The organism is Agrobacterium sp. 16-172Ci, from assembly GCF_053522725.1.
On sequence record NZ_JBNWBW010000028.1, the window covers coordinates 19,635 to 39,494 of the forward strand.

The window sequence follows — 19,860 nt, forward strand, 5'->3', positions numbered from 1 at the left end:
TGTATGTTTGCAAGGGCGCGGACCGCCCTCGTTTCCGAATGTCTCCAGCCGTATTTTCAGGAAAGGTTCGGAAAGAAATCCTAGAGACGGGATTTCTTCGTTTTGTGACGGGTGGGCTGAGATTGCCTGTATCGGACATGCAAAAACATGCCTTGCGCCCGAAATATTGGGCACAGGGCATGTTCGCGAAAACCGGTTCGAATTCAGGCTCGCTTCAGACGGCGAGCCTGCGGCGTGTCGCCTTCCAGCCAAGACAGATGGCTGCAACAAGCAGAACCGTCTGGGCGACCACGAAGGGCGGTTCATTGCCGTTCGGCGCCAGGTTGTTGAGTGTTTCGACCTTGAGAAAAGCCTGAACGATCAACACGAACATATTGAGATAAAGGCTGATCGTGGCGGTGATCGTATAAATGATGCGCGCCCTGCCATTCAGACCGTATCCATAAAGCGCAACCAGTGCGATAGCCAGAACGAGGGTAGAAATGATGCCGACGCCGAGTGCCGGTGTGAAATTTCCGATTGGAAACAGGAAGCCGGTAAGTGTGGTGGCGAGCGTGGTGACGAGGAAAATCGCCATCATGCGGGGCATCCACCGCCCCGCCGCATAAGCGGGCAGGGCGATCAGTCCGGTGGCAATGCCGATGAAGCTTAAGCCCACATGCAATGCCGTGAATTGGGGAATTGTCAGTCCGAGGATCATGATACGTCTCCCTCTATTCGGTTTTGGCTGCACGATACCGGATGGCGGCAAGTGCATGCGACAGATTGGGCCTTAACGCCGCGCGCGCCGCAAGGAAATTTTCAAGATCGGCCGTATCCGGCAGGGAAGGAATGGTCAGCGCTTCGCCGAGGTCTAGACCGGCAAGGGCCGCATCCACCATGTCGTAAACATCCATCACCATGGCGGCCGGAATGGCATCGAGCCGTTCCTCTTCCCAGATCGCCGTGCGGGTGATGCCCGGCAGGACGGCCTGAACCCGCACGCCGGAGGGTGAAAGCTGCGCCTGCAGCGCCTCGGTGAAGGCAAGCACGAAGGCCTTGGTGGCCGGGTAGACGGCGGTGAACGCCGCCGGCATCAAAGCTGTGACCGAGGTGATGTTGATGATCGTGCCCCTGCCATCGGCGGCAAGGCGCGGTGCGATGGCTGCCGCGAGCCGGGTGACGGCAAGAATGTTGAGGTTGATCATCGTCGTCACATAGGCCGGGTCCAGCGCCGTGATTGCGCCCTCGCCGGCAATGCCGGCATTGTTGACGAGGCCGGTAATCCGCCGGTCCTCACGCAACCGCGCCTCCACCTTTTCGAGGTCTTCCGCCCTGGAAAGATCGGCGGAGAGAACCTCGACTGCGATATGATGATCCTTTTCCAGCTGTGCGGCGAGCGCCTTCAGCTTTTCGGCGCGCCGCGCCACGAGAATGAGATCATGGCCGCGTTTTGCCAGACGTTCGGCATAGACCGCGCCGATGCCGTCGGATGCGCCGGTGATGAGAAATGTATTCCGTGTCATGTCCGTGTCTCCTTTGTGCGGCGGTTTCAGGCGTTGATGAAGGCGAGAAGGTCGGCGTTGAACCGGTCCTGATGGGTCTGCGTCAGGCCATGGTCGGCGCCTTCATAGATTTTGAGGACCGCGTGTTTGACGATTTTGACCGTGGAAAGCGCGGATGCGCCGACCGGCACGATCTGGTCGTCATCGCCGTGCAGAACCAGCGTCGGTTTGTCGAAGGCCTTCAGGTCCTGATGGAAATCGCTTTCCGAAAAGGCGCGAATACTGTCGAGCTGACCTTTCAGGCCGCCCATCATGCCCTGCCGCCAGAATTCCTCGCGGATGCCTTCGGATATCACGGCGCCTTCGCGGTTGTAGCCGTAAAAGGGAATGGTCAGATCCTTGAAGAACTGGCTGCGATTGTCATAGGTGCCCTTGCGGATACCGTCAAAAACATCGATCGGCAGGCCGATGGCATTGCTTTCCGTCTTCAGCATCAGCGGCGGCACCGCGCCGATGAGGGCGATTTTCGCGACGCGGGCCGTGCCATGGCGGCCGATATAACGCGTCACCTCGCCGCCGCCGGTGGAATGGCCGACCAGAATGATGTCGTGAAGATCGAGCTGTTCGATCAGCTCGGCCAGATCGTCGGCATATTGATCCATGGTATTGTTATGCCAGACCTGATCGGAGCGGCCGTGGCTGCGCCGGTCATGGGCGATGGTGCGGAAACCGTTGTTTGCGAAGAACACCATCTGCGCATCCCATGTATCGGCGCTGAGCGGCCAGCCATGGGAGAAGATGATGGGCTGGCCGTCTTTGCGGCCCCAGTCCTTGTAGAAAATATGCGTTCCGTCTCTGGTGGTGATCGTTGTCATGGCTCTCTCTCCTGTTGCAGGGAGCTTGCTTGCGTCCCGTGGGAATAGAGATACTCTGGAGGCCGCCGGGGCTGGATTGGCGCTTCTGACAGAAAACGAGCCGAAACTGACAAAACGGGGTGTGGGGCGCATGGCAGGTGTAACGGGAAGCGCGCTGGAAGTGGGGTTGGTCCTCTATCGGGACTGTCAGATCGCCATGGTGCATGGCATCACCGATCTTTTCGCCATCGCGTCGGTATTTTCACAGGATCGCGGCGGGCCTAAATTGCGGGTCAGCCACTGGAGCATGGGCGAAGGCGGTGAATTTTCCCGCTGTCATGACACCGAGCCCGGCGGGCCGGGGCATCCCGATATCTTCGTTGTGCCGGGCCGGTTGACCGGGCCGGCCGAAATCGCGGAAGCCGAGCCTTACGCCCGCTGGCTGCTGGATCGCCATGCGCAGGGGGCGACGCTCGCCGCCAGTTGCGGCGGTTCCTTCATTGTCGCCGCGACGGGTCTTTTGTCCGGTCGCCCGGCCACTACCCACTGGTTGTTTGCCGAGCGGTTCCGCGAACGTTTTCCCGATATCCGGCTGGAGATAGACAAGATCGTCATCGAGGACGGCGATATCATCACGGCCGGCGGGTTGATGGCGTGGACCGATCTTGGCCTGCGCATCGTCGACCGACTGCTCGGACCTTCGGTGATGATCGAGACCGGAAAGTTCCTGCTGATCGATCCCTCGGGGCGTGAACAACGTCATTATAGCAGCTTTGCTCCGAGGCTGACGCATGGCGATGAGCCGATCCTGAAGGTGCAGCACTGGCTGCAGGCCCGCGCCGGGCGGGCGACGAGCGTTACCGACATGGCCGGCCATGCCGGGCTGGAGGAGCGGACCTTCCTGCGCCGCTTCAAGGCCGCCACCGGCATGAAGCCCATCGAATATGTTCAGCATCTGCGGGTCGGCAAGGCGCGGGAATTGCTGGAATTCACCCGCCGTTCGGTCGATCAGATCGCCTGGTCGGTGGGCTATGAGGATTCAGCCGCCTTTCGCCGGGTGTTTCACCGTATTCTCGGTCTCTCACCGGGTGAATATAGGAGCCGCTTTTCCAGCAGTGCGGCCATGGCTGCGGCGTGAGGGTGGCCAACCCTCCCGGCGGTGCGGGGCCCGGCCCTTGCAATGTGGCGGACGTTTGCTAACATGCCAGACAAGTTTAAAACAGGTGGGCCGGAATGGACGTTGAGAGCAGCACGAAGCAGGGGGTATCGCTCGCGGCGAAAATCAGTTCGGCATTACGGCGGGATCTGTCGGAAGGTGTGTTCCGCCCCGGCGACCGTCTTCCAAGCGAAAGCGAACTAACGCGTGAATATTCCGTCAGCCGAACCGTGGTGCGCGAGGCCATCGCCATTCTGCGCGCCGATGGCCTTGTTGAAGCCCGCAAGGGCGCGGGCGTTTTTGCTGTCGAAGTAAAACCGGCCAAGGAGCTGCCCTTTAACGATCTGGCCGTCGGGCGAATTTCCTCGGTGATCGAATTGCTGGAATTGCGCACCGTTTTCGAGGTCGAATCCGCCGGGCTTGCGGCATCGCGCCGTTCCGCCGTGCAGGTGGAGGCGATTGTGGATGCGCATCGGCGCGTTGGTGATTGTCTCGCCGCCGGCCTGCCGACGCGGGACGCCGATTTCGAGTTCCATCTGGCCATTGCACAGGCGACGCAGAACAGGCGGTTTCCAGAGTTTCTTCAGCTCATTCGCTCCGGCATCATTCCCCGCGGCGAATTGCAGGGTGCGGCGCCCGGGTCGCGTCCGAAGGACTACAACCTGCATCTCCAGGAGGAGCATGCGAAGATCGTTGACGCCATCATCGAAGGCGATGCCGATGCCGCCCGCCAATATATGGCGGCGCATCTGCGCGGCAGCCTTGAGCGCTACAAGGTGCTTCTGCGCTCCCGCACAGCGGTGGAGTGATCCCGACCATATATCAATGGTTTACGCAGTTGCCCGCCGATAGAAGGCCAGCCCAATCCCAATGCAACCGCGCCGACCAGGATGAAACCCGAGAGAGCAGCGCCGGCCATGCCGATCATGGCGCGGCGTATTCCGAATCTCCAGCCATTGGCAAGCGCCAGCAAAGGGTGGGGCCGGGTGTTGCAATTCCGATAATGGCGGCCACGGCAAATGCCAGAAGCGTCATGTCAGCCATATTTTCCTCCCCCTGAAGTACGCACCTTATTGGTATCATAGCCAGGGACAGGTATCGGCGCATTCCGCAAGGCCGAGAATACAGGCTTTTGCGGTTGCGGCAACGCAGGCCCTTTTCCCCAAAAAAAACGAAAGCGGGGTGAGTCCCGTCCGAAATTCCACCCCGGACACATATTTCGGAACCTCGTCCAATACGGATTTCGCTGGGATGCGCTTGACAGCTTCCAACACCTGTGACAACTTGCGGATAGTTGTCAGACAGGATTGCGCCCTGGTCGCTTGCGCGGTCGATCTCTGGCAAGGGAGGAATCATGTCAAAAAGACGCCTTTCGCTATATGGCCTGTCCGGCCAGATCGGAAGTATTGCGGTTACGCTGCTTGGATTACTGCTGCTGACCTTTTTTATCGGCCGCCTGATGCCCGCCGATCCCGTGCGGGCGATCGTGGGCGAGGATGCGACGCGCGAAACCTATGAACAGGTCTATCACGCGCTCGGTTTCGACCGTCCGCTGTGGCAACAGTTCTTCTATTATCTGGGAGACGTGTTCACCGGCGATTTCGGAACCTCGATCCGCACCGGGCGTCCGGTCATCGAAGACATCATCAGGGTCATGCCGGCGACGATGGAGCTGGCGACCTTCGCGATCCTGATCGGTGCCGGCCTCGGCATTCCCATGGGCGTTTATGCCGCCGTCAATAAAGACCGCTGGCAGGATCATCTGGTGCGCGTGCTCAGCCTGTTCGGCCATTCCATGCCGATCTTCTGGACCGGCATGATCGCGCTGATCGTTTTTTACGCCCATCTCGGCCTTGTCGGCGGTGGTGGACGCATGGACCAGTTCTATATCGGTCTGGTCGAGGAGCGGACGGGCTTTCTGCTCATCGACAGCCTGCTTGCGGGCGATATGGAGGTCTTCTGGTCGGCCATCAACCACCTCATCCTTCCCGCCGCTTTGCTCGGTTATTCCTCCTCGGCCTATATCACCCGCATGACGCGTAGCTTCATGCTGGACCAGTTGGGCCAGGAATATGTGACGACGGCCCGGGTCAAGGGCCTGTCGCAGCGGCAGACGGTGTGGCTGCATGCCTTCGGCAATATCCGCGTGCAGCTCGTCACCATCATTGCGCTTGCTTACGGCTCGCTGCTGGAAGGGGCGGTTCTCATCGAGACCGTCTTCGCCTGGCCGGGTTTCGGGCAATATCTCACCAGCAATCTTATTATCGGCGACATGAATGCCGTGATGACCTGCGTGCTTATCGTTGGCGTCATCTTTATCGGGCTCAATCTCCTGTCCGACATTCTCTACCGCTTTTTCGATCCGAGGACCCGCTGATGACGGCCCGTACAGAAACCTCCTTCCGCCTTCCGGTGCCCTTGAATGCGCTGAAGAACATCGTGGTTTTCCTCCTGAAAAGCCCGACATCGGCCTTCGGTTTGGCTGTGCTGCTGCTTCTGGTCATCGCTGCGATTTTCGCGCCCTGGCTTGCGACGCATGACCCCTACGCACAGGATCTCGCCAATACGCTGAAGGCTCCGGGTAATGGCCACGTCTTCGGCACGGACGAGTTGGGGCGCGATATCTACAGCCGCCTTCTCTGGGGCGCACGCATCACACTCACCATCATCTCGCTGGTCTCGATCATCGTCGGTCCCGTTGGCCTTCTGGTCGGCACGGCCTCCGGTTATCTCGGCGGCAAGTTCGATACGGTGATGATGCGCATCACGGATATTTTCCTGTCCTTCCCGAGCCTCATCCTGTCGCTCGCCTTCGTCGCAGCGCTCGGCCCGAGCCTCAACAATGCGATCATCGCGATTGCACTCACCTCATGGCCGCCGATTGCGCGCCTTGCCCGTGCCGAAGCCATGACTTTTCGCAAGGCGGATTACATTGCCGCCGCGCGGCTTCAGGGCGCATCGCCGCTGCGCATCATCGTCAAGTCGATCATGCCCATGTGCCTGCCTTCGGTCCTCATCCGCCTGACGCTGAACATGGCGACCGTCATCCTCACCGCCGCCGGCCTCGGCTTCCTCGGCCTCGGCGCGCAGCCGCCGCTGCCGGAATGGGGGGCGATGATCGCCACCGGCCGGCGTTACATGCTGGATAGCTGGTGGCTCGTCACCTTCCCCGGCATTGCGATCCTCTCCGTCAGCCTCGCCTTCAATCTTCTGGGTGATGGCCTGCGGGATGCGCTCGATCCGAAGCAGATGAACCGGAGATAGGGCCATGGAAAAACCAATCCTCGACGTCGAAAATCTCCGTATCCGTTATGGCGGCTCGCCGACTGAGGCGGTGCGCGGCATCTCCTTCACCCTTGGCCGGGAACGGCTCGGCATCGTCGGCGAAAGCGGCTCGGGCAAATCCACCGTCGGCCGCGCCCTGCTGCGCCTTCTGCCATCGGCGACGATCACCGCCGACAGGCTGGATTTCGATGGCCTCGATCTTCTCTCGCTTGATGAGAAGGAGATGTTGAAGGTTCGCGGCCGGCGCATGTCGATGATCCTTCAGGATCCGAAATTCTCCCTCAACCCCATCCGCCGGGTCGGCGACCAGGTGACGGAGACTTATCTGCGCCACTTCAAGGCTTCGAAAGCCGAGGCCCGGGAAAAGGCGCTGGCCATGCTCGATGCGGTGAAAATCCGCGATGCCGCCCGGGTTTACGAGCAATATCCGCATGAGATTTCCGGCGGCATGGGCCAGCGTGTCATGATCGCCATGATGCTGCTTGCCGATCCCGATCTCGTCATCGCCGATGAGCCGACCTCGGCGCTCGATGTGACGGTGCGGCTGCAGGTGCTGAATATTCTCGACGATCTCGTGCGCGATCGCGGCATCGGCCTCATCATGATCAGCCACGACCTTAATCTCGTGCGGAATTTCTGCGACCGGGTGCTCATTATGTATTCCGGCCGGGTGGTGGAAACGCTCGCCGCACGCGATCTCGATCAGGCGCAGCACCCCTATACGCGCGGCCTGCTGGCGGCGCAGCCGCGTATCGGCGGCTCGCGTGCGCCGCTTGCGGTGCTCGATCGCCGCCCCGAATGGCTGGAGGAGAACGTATAATGGCCGTTTCCGTTGAAACCCGCGATCTCTCCATCACCTTCGGCAGCGGCCATACGGCGCTGAAAGTGCTGCCTTCCGTATCCTTCCGCGTCGAGCCGGGTGAGTGCTTCGGGCTGGTCGGCGAAAGCGGATCGGGCAAATCCACCGTGCTTCGCTGCGTCTCCATGCTCAACGATTTCTGGACCGGCGATATCCTCATCGACGGCAGGTCGGTGCGCGATATGCCGCTGATCGAGCGGTGCCGCATGCTGCAAATGGTGTTTCAGGACCCCTACGGATCGCTGCATCCTCGCCAGTCGGTGCGCACCGTGCTTTCGGAATCGCTTGCGATCCACAAGCTCGGCGACCGTGAAGAGCGGATGCGCAAGGTCATCACGGATGTCGGACTGCCCATCTCTTTCCTCGACCGCTTCCCGCATCAGCTTTCCGGCGGTCAGCGGCAGCGCGTGGCGATTGCCCGGGCGCTGATCCTCGAACCGTCGCTGCTGCTGCTAGACGAGCCGACGTCTGCGCTCGACGTCTCGGTGCAGGCGGAAATCCTCAATCTCCTCCAGCGCCTGCGGGAAGAGCGTGGCTTCACCTATATCATGGTGACCCACGATCTCGCCGTCGTCGACCACATGTGCGACCGCTTCGCGGTGATGCTGCGCGGCGAAATCACCGAAATCCTGCCGCGCGAGGCTATCGCCGGCAATGGCGCGACGCATCCCTATGCGCGCGAACTGATCGGCGCCTCGCTGGAATATGAAGGCGCGTGACGGCTCCAAGACCGTGCCGTCCTCCTCCGGGGCGTCACGGATAATAACATCCTCCTTCCTTGCCCGGCCCCCCTGCCGGGCATTTTTTTGGGGAGGCAGGCCGAAAATAGAAAAGACCGTTGGTGATCGGGCCTTGGGCTGCTGACAAACGGAGCCTCTCCTCCGTCATGCCGGACTAGATCCGGCATCCAGCCACGACGCGTCTGCGCCGTGAGAGGAGTCTTACGCGATCAAGGACTTGATCGCGCTGGACCCCGGATCTAGTCCGGGGTGATGGAGTGCGGATGCCTCACTTTGCGGAATATTTCGGCTTTGTAAGGCCTTGTCGGCAGCAAAAAAAGCGCGGGGTTAGCCCGCGCCTTTTCTTATTCGAGCATAGGCGGCGAATTACCGCTCCTTGCTCACCTCTTCAAACCGCGAAAGCCAGGGGCTGACGATCATGCCCTTGACGTCACTGCGGAAGGCGGCGGTGTCGATGACTTCGGAGAAGGGCTGAATGGACATGACGATCTCGTCCATATAGCCCTGCAACTCCTCATAAAGCTTCGTCTGTTTCGCCACGTCGCGCTCGACCAGCGCCGCCTCGATCATCTTGTTCAGCTTCTCATCGAAGAAGCTGGTGCGCCAGCTCTGGTAATTGGTGAGCTTGGCGTCATCGGCATTGTTGGGATTATAGGCGATGGAGCGCAGGTTGTTGTCCGGGTGCGGCTGCTGGCCGCCGCCGCCGCGGCCGAGCAGCAGTTCGAAATTCCGCTCGCGCATGGCGCCATAGATCTGGTCGCCGGAGCCGCTGATCAGCTCGGCTTGAATGCCGGCCTGCGCCAGCGTGTTCTGGATCGCCGTTGCCGCCTTCATGAAGGGGTCTTCCGAAAGCACGCGCAGCGTGGTCTTGAAACCGTTAGGATAACCAGCTTCTGCCAGAAGCGACTTGGCTTTTTCGATGTCGAGCTTGTAGCCCTGATCCGGCAGCGCGCCCATGACGCCAGTGCTGAGGGAGCGCTGATGCAGCTTGCCGTAATAGGGCATGACCGCCTTGTCGAGACCGTCGTAGTCGATCAGGTAACGCAGGGCCTCGCGCACCTTCTTGTTGGCGAAGCGCTCATCCTTCATCGAAACGCTGAGGTAATAAAAACCGGAACCGGGTGTGGATTCGATGGTGACGGCCTTGTCGGCCTCGAGCGATTTCAGGTCCGGGGCCTGAAGGGAATAGGCAACGTCGATATCGCCTTTTTCCAGCATCAGCCGCTGCGACTGCGATTCCGGCAGATGGCGCATCAGGATGCGCTTCATCTTGGCCTTCTCACCCCAATAATCGTCGTTGCGGGTGAGGATGATATATTCGTTGGATTTCCACTGCGTCAGCTTGAAGGGGCCGGAGCCGGCGGAATTCAGCGTCAGCCATGCGCCGCCCAGATCGCCGTCCTTTTCATTCTCAAGCGCCGTCTTGCTGTCGATGATCGAGCCGGGGCCGTTCTGCGCAAGGATCATCAGCAGAAGGTTGGGATCGTCGGGCTTCGGGATATTCAGCACGAAGGTCTGGTCGTTTTCGGCAACGAACAGCTTGTCGGCCTCTTCCAGCTTGAAGCCGCGGGTTTTCAGGAAGGACGATTGCGCCAGGTTGCGGGCAAGCAGCCGCTTTAGGCTCCACGCCACGTCCTTTGCCGTCACGGCATTGCCGGAAGCGAATTTGGCATCGGCGCGCAGATGGAAACGAATGGATTTCCGGTCTTCGGCAATCTCCCAGCGTTCGGCAATGCGAGGCTGAACGCTGCGATCTTTCGGGGAAAGCACGACCAGCGTGTCATAGACATTGTTCAGCACCTGCACGGTCTCGCGGCCGGTAATGGCGGCGGGATCGAGGGTGAGGATATTGCTCATGGTCGTGGCGACGATGAGCTGGTCCTTCGGCGTTTCGGCAAAGGCGCTGAGCGGCATGGCGCCGATCAGCAGGGCGCCAAGTGCTGCGGTTGCAAGAAAATGTTTCATCTTTCCTCCCAATACGGCCGGTTCATACGGCCTTTCCACGTTTTGATCCACACGCCCGGTTCCTCCTCGGGCGTCGCAGGATCAGCCAAGAATCTCTCTGACCGGAGCTGCGAGCGCCCGGCCGATTGCCGCCGTTGCCGGCGCGTCCAGATGCACGCCATCCACCGGTGAGGCGCTGGCAACCGATCCGGCATCGAAAAAGGCATGTCCAAGTTCGGCGGCGAGTTTGCGGTAAAGCGGCGCAAGCCTGAGCGATTGCCCGATGTCCCGCCCACCCGCGGGCTCTCCGCCGGGGCCCGCGACGCAGGGCGGCGGGGAGACGATCAGCAGTTTCGGAACGGCCTCACGCGGTTTGTAAATGAAGGTCTCGACAATCTGCGCCAGCCGCCGCATGCCGGAAACGGCGGCTTCCGCACGCCCGCCATGCACCGGTTTGATATCGTTGGTGCCGAGCATGACGATGACGAGATCGAGTGGCATGTGGCAGGACAACGCGACTTCAAGCGCCCGCGCGCCATTGCGGCAGGCCGGGCCGGCATGGTCATCGTAGCAGGTGGTGCGCCCGCCAAGCCCTTCCGGATGAACCTTCGCCTTTCCGGAAAGCTCCGCCTCCAGCACCTCCGGCCAGCGGTGTTCGGCGGGGTGCCGCAGACCCGTTGCCGGGTCCGCGCCCCAGGTGAGGCTGTCTCCGAAGGCGAGCACCGTTTTCATCGCCCCTTACCTCACCCGATTGTTGTCGATGAAGGTAAAATCGATGTCCTCGCCAAGGCCCGGCCGGTCAGGGACATGCACGAAGCCGTCGCGGTCCATCGGGTCGGACAGCGACTTCAGATAATCGTGGCCGTCATCATATTCGAGGAAGGGGTGCAACAGGCCGCGCTCATACCAGCGGCAATTCTTGGTGGCGGCGACAACATGAAGGTTCATGCCGGTATTGCCATGCACCTCGCATTCCATGCCGAAGGCTTCAGCCAGATGCATGGTCTTCAGCGCCGGGGTGATGCCGCCGACATCGTTGACGCCGGTGCGCAGAATATCGCAGGCGCCGGATTTGATCCATTCGGCCCGGTGCCAATGTTTGCCGGCCGCACTTTCGGGGCCGACGACCGGAATATCGAGATTGTCGGAAAGCCATTTGTAGGAAGACAGCGACTGCTCATCCATCGGTTCCTCGATCCAGTCGAAACCGAGTTTTTCGAGACCACGCCCAAGCGCCAGCGCATCGGTGCGGGAATACCAGTGGAAGGCGTCGATCATCAGGCGAATATCGGGTCCGACCGCCTCGCGCACGGCTGCGCAGGCCTTGAGATCCATCTTCACATCCGGTGCCCAGCTGACGGGCGGCATCCATGTGTGCAGCTTGATGCCCTTGTAGCCGCGCTTCACCAGCGTTTCGGCAAAGCGGCCGTAGTCCTCAGGTGTCGCAAGCCCGCCTTCCAGCTCATCGCCGCACATGATGGAGCCATAGGCGAGCACCTTGTCGCGATAGCCGCCGATCAACTTGTATACAGGTTGATTGAGCGAGCGGCCGGCAAGGTCCCACAAGGCGCAATCGACCACCGCCAGCGTGCGGTCGGTCAGCTGCGCGGCCGAACCGCGTTGCCAGTGAGCAAGGTCCTGCCATAGCCGTTCGCGGTCGCGATGGTCTTCACCGATCAGGACTTTCTTGACGAATTTCTCGATGACATGCGGGCGAACGATCTCCGGCGCGGTGAAAGAATGGCCTTCCTGACCGTCCTCGGTGCGGATTGTCAGCATGGCCTGTTCCACCTGATGCGCCGGACCCGGATGCGCGTGACCGGCACTGTCCGAGTGCCGACGGGTCGTCGTGCGGAAAACACGGACCTCGACGTCGGTGATGATCATAATTCCTCCCTCATGCAGGTATGGCAGCGTTTGCGATTGCTGCAATGTCATACATGTATGCGTTATTTGTCAACATGTATGATAATCTGTATTACATGTTAGTGCCAAAAATCAAGGCCATTTGCGCACGGCGTTGCACAGGTCATCGGTGAGACCGGGCTCCTGAGGGAAATTTTGCGCCTTGGCGAAAGAAAATCTGACGGGAGGCATGAGCGCGACCTATGCCGAATGGGATGTAATCCATAATTTTAGTAGACTATTGAATCGCGCAACGATCTTTCAACAAAGGCCGGCACTATAAACGAACATGCCGTGCCAGCCGCGCCCCTCATCATGCATTCTGCATGGGTATGCGCAGCATTGAACGGCTGTCCGGGACAGGGATGGCTGCATCTGCGCTGCTGAGCTTCAACAGTCATTTCCGGATGTACAGCCATGCCTCTTTCCCATATCTCCCAATTTGCCTTTCTCGTTCCCGGCAATTATCAGGACGACGATCCGGCACGAGGGCTGGAAGAAACCCTGCGGCTTTTCGAAACCGGAGAGGCGCTGGGTTATCACAGCGCCTGGGTTCGCCAGCGCCATCTGGAACGGGGCGTGTCATCGGCGGCGACTTTCCTCGCGGCGGCATCGCAGCGCACGAAACGGATCGGCCTCGGCACCGCCGTCATTCAGCTTGGTTACGAAAATCCCTTCAGGCTGGCGGAAGATCTGGCCACCGTGGATGTCCTGTCGCGCGGGCGGTTGAATGTCGGGGTTTCGGTGGGCGCGCCACCCTTCGCCCATCTTATTTCGGATTATGTCGATACGGTTCCCGATGCGGACTACAGCCATGCCCGCGCCGAAAAGCTGGCAAGGGCCCTGCGGTCGGAACCGCTATCCAGCGAGACGGAAGCGGGTAATGCGGCCGGCGCGCAGGTGCCGCGCCTGCGTCCAGTCGCCAGGGGGCTGACGGACCGGCTCTGGTATGGCGGCGGATCGCAGAATTCCGCGCGCTGGGCTGGGAAGGCGGGCTTCAATCTTCTGACGGGCAATATCGTCAGCGGCGAAAATACCGATGATTTTCTGACCGCGCAGGCGGCGCTGGTCAGCCGCTTCCGGCAGGAATGGGCGCATGAGCGCCAGCCGCGTGTCGCTCTTGGCCGCGTGATCCTGCCGACCGATAGCGCGAGCCCCGCGACCCGCCGCCGTTACAAGGAATTCGCCGCCGAGCGTGACAAGCGCACGACCACGCCGCATGGCGCGCGCCGCACGCTTTTCCTGCCCGATATCGTTGGAACGACGGACGAAATTCTGGAGAGACTGTCGCGCGATCCCGTTCTGCCGCACGTCTCGGAATTCCGCCTCGAACTGCCCTATGAATTCCAGCCGGAAGATTATCGCCAGATCGTCACGGATTTCGCCTCCGTCCTGCCGCAGCTCTCAGGCGGGCAGCCGGTTTTGAAAGTGGCGACGGGCCAATAATATGTTCCGTTCCCGCCATTCCCGCCTCATGCGGGAGGGGCGGGAGATCGACATTTGCGATAGCGCCACCGCTGCTATTCAATCTGGATAAGGCAGGCCATAGCGGTCGCGGATCGTCGCGCCTTCATATTGGCGCGGGTAAACACCCCGATCCTGAAGCACCGGCACGACCTTTTCGACGAATTCAGCAATGTCGTCGGGTGCTCGCGGCGGCTGCAGGGTGTAACCATCCACCGTGCCATCCTGCCAGAGGTCGATAATGCCATCCGCCACCTCTTCCGGCGTGCCGAGCAGCAGCCGGTGATGTCCTTCCGAGCGGCGCACGGCCTCGCGGGCGGTGAGTTTTTCATGGCTCAGCAGGTCGGAAAGGCCAAGCCCCATGCCCACTGCCCATTGCCGGTTCTGGTCCGGGACGAAACGTTCCGCATCGAGTTTCACATCGGGATTGAAATCGCGGGGATCGATGCCGTTTTCCCTAGCGAAGCGCGCCAGCAGACCGTCTTCGGAGCCTGTTCCGCTATACAGTTCGTGTTTGCGCAATGCTTCCTCACGGGTCTCGCCGAGAATGACAACGAGGCCCGGAACGATGCGGACGCCGGAGGGATCGCGGCCGAGGGAGATGGCTCGGTCGCGGACCTTCTTGCCAAAGGCCTGGCCCGCCGGGCGTGACAGGATGTTGCAATAGATAATCTCGCCATGGCGTGCCGCCAGATCGATGCCGCCTTCGGAGGCGCCGGCCTGCGCGATGACGGGATGCCCCTGCGGCCCACGCGGAACGTTGAGCGGGCCTTTGACATGGAAATATTGCCCCTCGTGATCGATGGTTTCGGCGGTCGCCGCATCCCAGAAACGCTCTTCCGGCACCTGGCCTTCGCGGCGCGGATCCCAGCTTGACCAGAGTTTTTTCGCCACATCGAGAAATTCGGTGGCCTTGGCATATCTCTCGCTGCGCGGCGGCAGCGGATCGTTGCCGAAATTGGCGGCGACATTGGGATTGAAGGAAGAGACGATGTTGACGATCAGCCTGCCGCCGGTGACAAGGTCGATGGATTGGGTTCGTCTGGCGAAATTATAGGGCGAATTATAGGTGGAGGATACCGTTGCCACAAAACCGATATCCGGCACCTGTGCGGCAAGCGATGTCGAGAGAATGAGCGGATCGATGGTGTGAAACGGGCGGCTTGCCGGGTCGGTCAGCAGTGCCGGGTGGTCGGAAAGGAAAACCGCGTCGAACCGGCCCTTATGCGCCAGTTCCGTCAGCCGGCGATAATAGCCTATGTCATTGATGTCGTGCCGGTCCCCGCTCCGGTATTTCCAGGCATTGGCGAGGTATCCGGTGGTGTTGATGCCGACATTGAGATTAAGCCGGCGTTTGGTCTTGCTCATGCTGCCACGTTTCTTTCAGGTCTGTTGGATTGCCGGCCTGTATTGACCGGCGCAATTGCGGGAAGCGTAACAGCCGGGGGTCCGGTCGCGAGTTAAAAATCCTTGCCGCGCAGAGAAGAAAAACTTTCATCCGTGGCAGCACCCAAGCTACGGTTGAAAGGAGATAACGCCGAGGCGGAGGTAGGGATGCGACCCAGAATCTTGCCATTATCGAAAGGATATTCCGCCACTCCGGTGTATCGCGGATAAGATGGAAACGAATTTCCCCAATCGCGCCTGAAATAGTACACTTTATCTATAGAAAATATTTTATGGCGTGTAGCGTGCCGTTCAGATCGCAATTTCGAGGACGAACGCCATGGCTGATGCCGCCCTTCGCCAGATAACCCAACCCGTAACCGTGTGGTACACACGCTGCCCGGCGCCCACGCCGCTTTCCATCGCGGCGCAACTGGGCTGGATCGAGGACAGTTTCGCCACCCATGGCATCTCTGTTTCCTCCATTCGCGACGCGGCCGATCCGGCCATTCGCCAGAGCCATTTCGATCATCGCCTGGACTGGTCCTTCCGTCAGGGCGGCAATATTCCGCCGATCTGGGCGAAATCAGGCGGCCGGAAAACACGGCTGGTGGGGTTGACGAGAACCGATGAGTTTCAGGCTGTCATCGCTTTGCCAGCAAGTGGAATAAGCAAGGACAGTGACCTGAAGGGGCGGCGCATCGGCCTGCCGAAACGGCCGAATGAAACCATCGATTTCCATCGTGCGACATCCCTGAAGGGCATCGTGTCGGCGCTGACGATCTCGGGCCTCGCCGTTGCGGATGTCGAGCTTGTCGATCTCACGGCGAAAGAGCCGGTGTTGCTCGATCCTTCTGACGACAGGTTCCATGGTCTGCGCCGGCGGTTTCCTTATGGCGAGGAGATTGCAGCGCTGCACCGTGGCCAGATCGATGCATTTTTCGTCAAGGGAGCGGAAGGTGTCACGGTCGCCAATCTGATCGGTGCGCAGGTCGTGGTGTCGACGGGATTTCACCCCGATCCGAAAATCCGCATCAACAACGGCACGCCGCGCCCCTTGACGGTGGACGCCACCTTTGCCGATGAGCGGCCCGATCTGGTGGCGGAACTGGTCGCCACCGTACAGCGGGTTGCCCAGTGGGCAAATGACAATCCTGCGGAAGCCGTGCGTTTCATCGCCCGTGAGATCGGCGTCAGCGAGGAGGCGGTTCTGGCTGCGAATGGCCCGGATGTGCACCGCAATCTGAGGCTCGATCTCGATCCGGCCGAGCTGGATGCACTCAGCCATTTCAAGGATTTCCTGCTGGAATGGAAATTCATTCCGGCGGATTTCGATGTGCAGGATTGGGCCGATCCACGCGCCCTTTATTCACAGCAAGATGCTGCGCAACGCAGTGCGGGAAAGTGAGGGCGTCATGACAGCCACCATTCTTGTAACGGGCGCAACCGGCAAGCTCGGCAGACGTGTCGTCAGCCGTGTCTTGCAGAAAGCGGTGAAGGTTCGGGTGCTGACCCGCAGGCGCGAGGACGCGCTCAAGCTCTGGGGCGACAGGGTCGAGATTGCGGAGGGTAATTTTTCCGATCCGGCCAGCCTGAAGGAGGCCTTGCGCGGTATCGAGACCGTCTTTCTGCTTTCCCCCATCGGTGAAATGCTGGCGGCGGACCAGAAGGCGGTCATCGATGCCGCCATCTCCGCCGGTGCATCGCGGATCGTGAAAATATCCGGCTCCGACTGGACCATTGAGAATGCCGTACATTCCATTTCGGGAGCGGCGCATGCCGAGGTGGAAGCGCATCTGGCCGCAAGCGGTGTCGCGTATACGGTGCTGCGGCCGAATGCCTGGATGCAGGTTGCACTGGAACCCGTTGTCGCCGCACTGCGCAAGGGGGAGGATGTGCCCGCCCGCTTTGGCAATGCGGCTGTCTCCTTCATCGATGCGGACGATATTGCCGATGTCGCGGTTCATGCGCTCACCACAAGCGCGCCTGTTTCCGGCGTCCTGGTGCTGACCGGTGGCGAAGCCTTGTCGGCGTTGGAAATCGCCCGCATCGCGGCGCGCATCCAGCATCGGCCCGTGGGAATTTCGGACAATGCCGCCCCGGCCTTTCCGCCGCATATCAGCGCGTTTGAACAGAAGGCGGTCGGCGAATTCGGCCAACTCATCCGCAAAGGTCTCGCGGCGTCCGTCAACAATACCGTCCAGCAGATTACCGGCCGTTTGCCCCGCAGCGTGGAGGACTATCTGCGTCTCCGGCTGGCAACCACCCCACAGGATCATTCCGAGGGAGAAAAGACATGGCGTTGACTGTTCCGCTGCCTGAAGGTTCCGAGCTGAAAGGTCTCGACCTGAAAAGCCCGGCTGATTTTGAAGACAGCCCGCTCAGCCGGGCGGTGAAACAGCCGTTGATGCTGGGCCTGTTCCTCAATCTTCAGGACATCAATTTCTCCAGCCTGCCGACGAGTAACAGCTGGACCTTCGATTACAATGTCGAACTGGTGAAGCGCGCGGAAGAGCTTGGTTTCGAAATCGCCTTCAGTCGCACACAATGGCTGCCGAAGGGCGGTTATGACGGCGAATCCTCGCTCGACAGTTTCATCGCGCTTGGCGCCATGGCGGCCGTCACGAAGAGCATTCTGCTGATCTCCACCATCCATGTGCTTTATGGGCCGCTGCATCCGCTGCATCTCGCCAAATATGGTGCGACGCTGGATCATATCGCCAAGGGACGCTGGGGCATCAACATCGTCACCGGCCACCGCGCCATCGAGCATGAAATGTTCGGCTGGCAGCGTATCGACCACGACAAGCGTTACGATATGGCCGGCGAATTGTTCGATGTGCTCCATCGCCTGTGGGGTGAGACCGAGAATTTTTCCTATGAAGGCAAGCTCAATCCCTGGGCGATCAACAATGGCTGGATCACGCCGAAGCCTGCTTTCGGACGCCCGCCGCTGGTGACGGCGACCGGTTCGCCCGCAGGCATCGATTTCGCCGCCCGTCATTCCGATCTGGTTTTCGTCACCTCGCCCGGTGGCGCGCATATAGACAGCGCGCTGGAAACGCTTCCAGATCATGTCGCAAACATTAAAAACCGCGCAAAGGCCTATGGCCGGCAGGTAAAGACGATTATCAATCCGATCATCGTCAGCCGCGATACGGAGAGGGAGGCAATCGCCTATGCGGATGCCATTGAGGCCGGAAAACCGCAGCCCGGCACCCGCGCCTTCGCCACCAATAATTACGACAGCGACGCCCATGCCTGGCGCGGCCGCGGCGATGCGCGCCACAAGCAGGGGCGCAATCTTGGCGGCAATATCGAAATCATCGGTTCGCCAGAGCAGGTAGTCGAGCAGCTTGTCGGTCTGAAAAAGGCAGGGATCGATGGGGTTCAGCTGAATTTCTACGATTTCCGCGAAGACCTCGATTATTTCGCAGAGCGCATTCTGCCGCTGATGAAGGAGGCGGGCCTGAGGCTCTGACGCCTCTCCCGCTGCATTTTCCAGTCCCGAAAACCACCCTTCGCAATCGCCCCGATTGCGAAAACGATATTTTTTGCCCTGAGGAGATACCGTGAATATCGCCGTCGATCCCGTCAAAACGCCCGCTCCTAAAATTCTGGATCGGATCGGGACCTATGTTCCCGAACTCGTCTCCATCCGCCACGATCTGCACCGGCATCCGGAAATCGGTTTCGAGGAGGTCCGCACCTCCGGCATCGTCGCTGAAAAGCTCGCCTCCTGGGGTATTGAGGTGCATCGCGGTTATGGCAAGACCGGCGTGGTCGGCGTGCTGCGCGGCCGCCATGCGGGCAATCGCTCCATCGGGCTGCGGGCGGATATGGATGCCCTGCCGATGCCGGAGGAAACCGGTCTGCCCTATGCGTCGGTCTATCCCGGCAAATTCCACGGCTGCGGGCATGATGTGCACACCACCATCCTGCTCGGCACCGCCCGTTATCTGGCGGAAACCCGCGATTTCGCCGGCACGGTGGTGTTCATTTTCCAGCCGGCCGAGGAAGGTCTCGGCGGCGCGCGCGCCATGATCGCCGATGGGTTGTTCAAGGACTTCCCCGTTGACGAGATTTACGGGCTGCACAATTCCTCCCATGCCGCGCCCAATCATCTCAAGGTTTCGCCCGGCACCATTCTGGCGGGGGCGGATTTCTTCGATATCCGGCTTAAGGGCAGGGGTGCCCACGCTGCTCACCCCGATGTTTCGCGTGACCCGGTGCCGGCGACGGGTGAACTGATCCAGGCATTGCAAACCATCGTCAGCCGCAATGTGTCGCCGACCGATCCTGCCGTCCTGTCGATCACTCGTATCGAAGCGGGATCGGCCTATAACGTCATTCCCGAAACGTCAGCGATTGCCGGGACGGTGCGGGCTTTTTCCGACAGCGTGCGCGAAACCATAAGGCAGCGCATCCGCACGATTTCCGATCACATTGCCGCGGCGCACGGCCTCACCGCCGAGGTGGATATTCGCGACATATTCTCGGTTCTCACCAATGACGATGCATCGGTGGGGATCGTCGCCGGCGTGGCGCGTGAGGTTCTGGGAGACGAGCGCGTTTCCACCGAGCCCGGCCGTTTCATGGGCAGCGAGGATTTTGCCGATCTCCTGAAACACGCGCCCGGCGCGTTTTTCACCCTCGGCCATTCCGGCACGGTGCCCGCCCATAATCCCGGTTTCATCGTTGACGACGCCATTCTGCCGGTTGGCGCCACCCTGTTTGCCCGGCTGGTGGAAACCCGGCTGAAACCTGCGTGAACATTTAAAAA

At 60.5% G+C, this 19,860-nt stretch carries 18 protein-coding genes and 1 pseudogene; 11 read left to right on the forward strand and 8 right to left on the reverse strand.

All coding sequences use genetic code 11. The annotated features are described in order from the left end of the window. Nucleotides 1-214: 214 nt before the first annotated feature. Genes ACQZ40_RS21105 through ACQZ40_RS21115 form a run of 3 tightly spaced genes read right to left on the reverse strand, consistent with a single transcriptional unit; the run spans nucleotide 215 to nucleotide 2,359 of the window. Nucleotides 215-700 carry a hypothetical protein gene (locus tag ACQZ40_RS21105; protein ID WP_003524730.1) on the reverse strand — a complete coding sequence of 162 codons (486 nt, stop codon included), beginning with the start codon at nucleotides 698-700 and terminating at the stop codon, nucleotides 215-217. A 13-nt stretch (nucleotides 701-713) separates the two neighbouring features. Continuing rightward, nucleotides 714-1,505: an SDR family NAD(P)-dependent oxidoreductase gene (locus ACQZ40_RS21110; RefSeq protein WP_174039957.1), complete on the reverse strand. Its 792-nt coding sequence runs from the start codon at nucleotides 1,503-1,505 to the stop codon at nucleotides 714-716. A 26-nt stretch (nucleotides 1,506-1,531) separates the two neighbouring features. Continuing rightward, entirely contained in the window at nucleotides 1,532-2,359 is an 828-nt protein-coding gene (locus tag ACQZ40_RS21115; protein ID WP_065657145.1) for an alpha/beta fold hydrolase, read from the reverse strand. 130 nt (nucleotides 2,360-2,489) lie between these two features. Here ACQZ40_RS21115 and ACQZ40_RS21120 point away from each other — a divergent pair, with 130 nt between their 5' ends. Both ACQZ40_RS21120 and ACQZ40_RS21125 read left to right on the forward strand, forming a co-directional pair. Next, the gene (locus tag ACQZ40_RS21120; RefSeq protein ID WP_448748630.1) at nucleotides 2,490-3,476 is read left to right on the forward strand and encodes a GlxA family transcriptional regulator; all 987 of its coding nucleotides are present in this window, start codon (nucleotides 2,490-2,492) and stop codon (nucleotides 3,474-3,476) included. A 95-nt stretch (nucleotides 3,477-3,571) separates the two neighbouring features. Further along, nucleotides 3,572-4,303: a FadR/GntR family transcriptional regulator gene (locus tag ACQZ40_RS21125; RefSeq protein WP_035261197.1), complete on the forward strand. Its 732-nt coding sequence runs from the start codon at nucleotides 3,572-3,574 to the stop codon at nucleotides 4,301-4,303. A gap of 50 nt (nucleotides 4,304-4,353) precedes the next feature. Here the strand turns inward: ACQZ40_RS21125 and ACQZ40_RS21130 are convergent. Then, nucleotides 4,354-4,538 (reverse strand): annotated as a pseudogene (locus ACQZ40_RS21130) (LysE family translocator); the annotation flags it as partial. Nucleotides 4,539-4,848: 310 nt separating this feature from the next. On the opposite strand from ACQZ40_RS21130, the gene ACQZ40_RS21135 reads away from it, so the two are divergent. From ACQZ40_RS21135 to ACQZ40_RS21150, 4 genes are read left to right on the forward strand one after another with little or no spacing between them, the layout of a single operon-like run. After that, nucleotides 4,849-5,871, forward strand: a complete 1,023-nt coding sequence (locus tag ACQZ40_RS21135) for an ABC transporter permease (protein WP_020813122.1) — start codon at nucleotides 4,849-4,851, stop codon at nucleotides 5,869-5,871. Continuing rightward, complete coding sequence (locus ACQZ40_RS21140) at nucleotides 5,871-6,758, forward strand: ABC transporter permease (RefSeq protein WP_003524723.1); 888 nt, start codon at nucleotides 5,871-5,873, stop codon at nucleotides 6,756-6,758. The genes ACQZ40_RS21135 and ACQZ40_RS21140 overlap by 1 nt, the downstream gene beginning before the upstream one ends. A 4-nt stretch (nucleotides 6,759-6,762) precedes the next feature. Continuing rightward, nucleotides 6,763-7,599, forward strand: a complete 837-nt coding sequence (locus tag ACQZ40_RS21145) for an ABC transporter ATP-binding protein (RefSeq protein WP_448748606.1) — start codon at nucleotides 6,763-6,765, stop codon at nucleotides 7,597-7,599. Then, nucleotides 7,599-8,357 carry an ABC transporter ATP-binding protein gene (locus ACQZ40_RS21150; protein WP_065657148.1) on the forward strand — a complete coding sequence of 253 codons (759 nt, stop codon included), beginning with the start codon at nucleotides 7,599-7,601 and terminating at the stop codon, nucleotides 8,355-8,357. Before ACQZ40_RS21145 ends, ACQZ40_RS21150 begins: the two co-directional genes overlap by 1 nt. 387 nt (nucleotides 8,358-8,744) lie before the next feature. Here ACQZ40_RS21150 and ACQZ40_RS21155 read toward each other — a convergent pair whose 3' ends face one another. The 3 genes from ACQZ40_RS21155 to ACQZ40_RS21165 form a co-directional block, all read right to left on the reverse strand. Beyond that, on the reverse strand, nucleotides 8,745-10,343 hold the full coding sequence (locus ACQZ40_RS21155) for an ABC transporter substrate-binding protein (RefSeq protein WP_174036908.1): 1,599 nt from the start codon (nucleotides 10,341-10,343) through the stop codon (nucleotides 8,745-8,747). Nucleotides 10,344-10,424: 81 nt separating this feature from the next. Next, nucleotides 10,425-11,054 (reverse strand): SGNH/GDSL hydrolase family protein, encoded by a 630-nt coding sequence (locus ACQZ40_RS21160; RefSeq protein WP_142844684.1) that lies wholly within the window; start codon nucleotides 11,052-11,054, stop codon nucleotides 10,425-10,427. 6 nt (nucleotides 11,055-11,060) lie between these two features. Then, entirely contained in the window at nucleotides 11,061-12,209 is a 1,149-nt protein-coding gene (locus tag ACQZ40_RS21165) for a mandelate racemase family protein (RefSeq protein ID WP_448748607.1), read from the reverse strand. Nucleotides 12,210-12,644: 435 nt separating this feature from the next. Between ACQZ40_RS21165 and ACQZ40_RS21170 the strand changes: the two genes are divergently transcribed. Continuing rightward, a complete protein-coding gene (locus ACQZ40_RS21170; RefSeq protein ID WP_448748608.1) occupies nucleotides 12,645-13,673 on the forward strand; it encodes an LLM class flavin-dependent oxidoreductase in 1,029 nt (342 codons plus the stop codon). Between the two features lie 78 nt (nucleotides 13,674-13,751). On the opposite strand, the gene ACQZ40_RS21175 is transcribed toward ACQZ40_RS21170, so the two are convergent. Further along, a complete protein-coding gene (locus ACQZ40_RS21175) occupies nucleotides 13,752-15,059 on the reverse strand; it encodes an NtaA/DmoA family FMN-dependent monooxygenase (RefSeq protein ID WP_448748609.1) in 1,308 nt (435 codons plus the stop codon). A gap of 358 nt (nucleotides 15,060-15,417) precedes the next feature. Between ACQZ40_RS21175 and ACQZ40_RS21180 the strand changes: the two genes are divergently transcribed. The 4 genes from ACQZ40_RS21180 (at nucleotide 15,418) to ACQZ40_RS21195 (ending at nucleotide 19,849) form a co-directional block, all read left to right on the forward strand. Next, complete coding sequence (locus ACQZ40_RS21180) at nucleotides 15,418-16,485, forward strand: ABC transporter substrate-binding protein (protein ID WP_448748610.1); 1,068 nt, start codon at nucleotides 15,418-15,420, stop codon at nucleotides 16,483-16,485. 7 nt (nucleotides 16,486-16,492) lie between these two features. Beyond that, a complete protein-coding gene (locus ACQZ40_RS21185; protein WP_448748611.1) occupies nucleotides 16,493-17,383 on the forward strand; it encodes an NmrA family NAD(P)-binding protein in 891 nt (296 codons plus the stop codon). Continuing rightward, nucleotides 17,374-18,558, forward strand: coding sequence for an LLM class flavin-dependent oxidoreductase (locus tag ACQZ40_RS21190; protein WP_338809554.1), 1,185 nt, complete (start codon nucleotides 17,374-17,376; stop codon nucleotides 18,556-18,558). The genes ACQZ40_RS21185 and ACQZ40_RS21190 overlap by 10 nt, the downstream gene beginning before the upstream one ends. 91 nt (nucleotides 18,559-18,649) lie before the next feature. Next, entirely contained in the window at nucleotides 18,650-19,849 is a 1,200-nt protein-coding gene (locus tag ACQZ40_RS21195) for a M20 aminoacylase family protein (RefSeq protein WP_448748612.1), read from the forward strand. Nucleotides 19,850-19,860 lie beyond the last annotated feature (11 nt).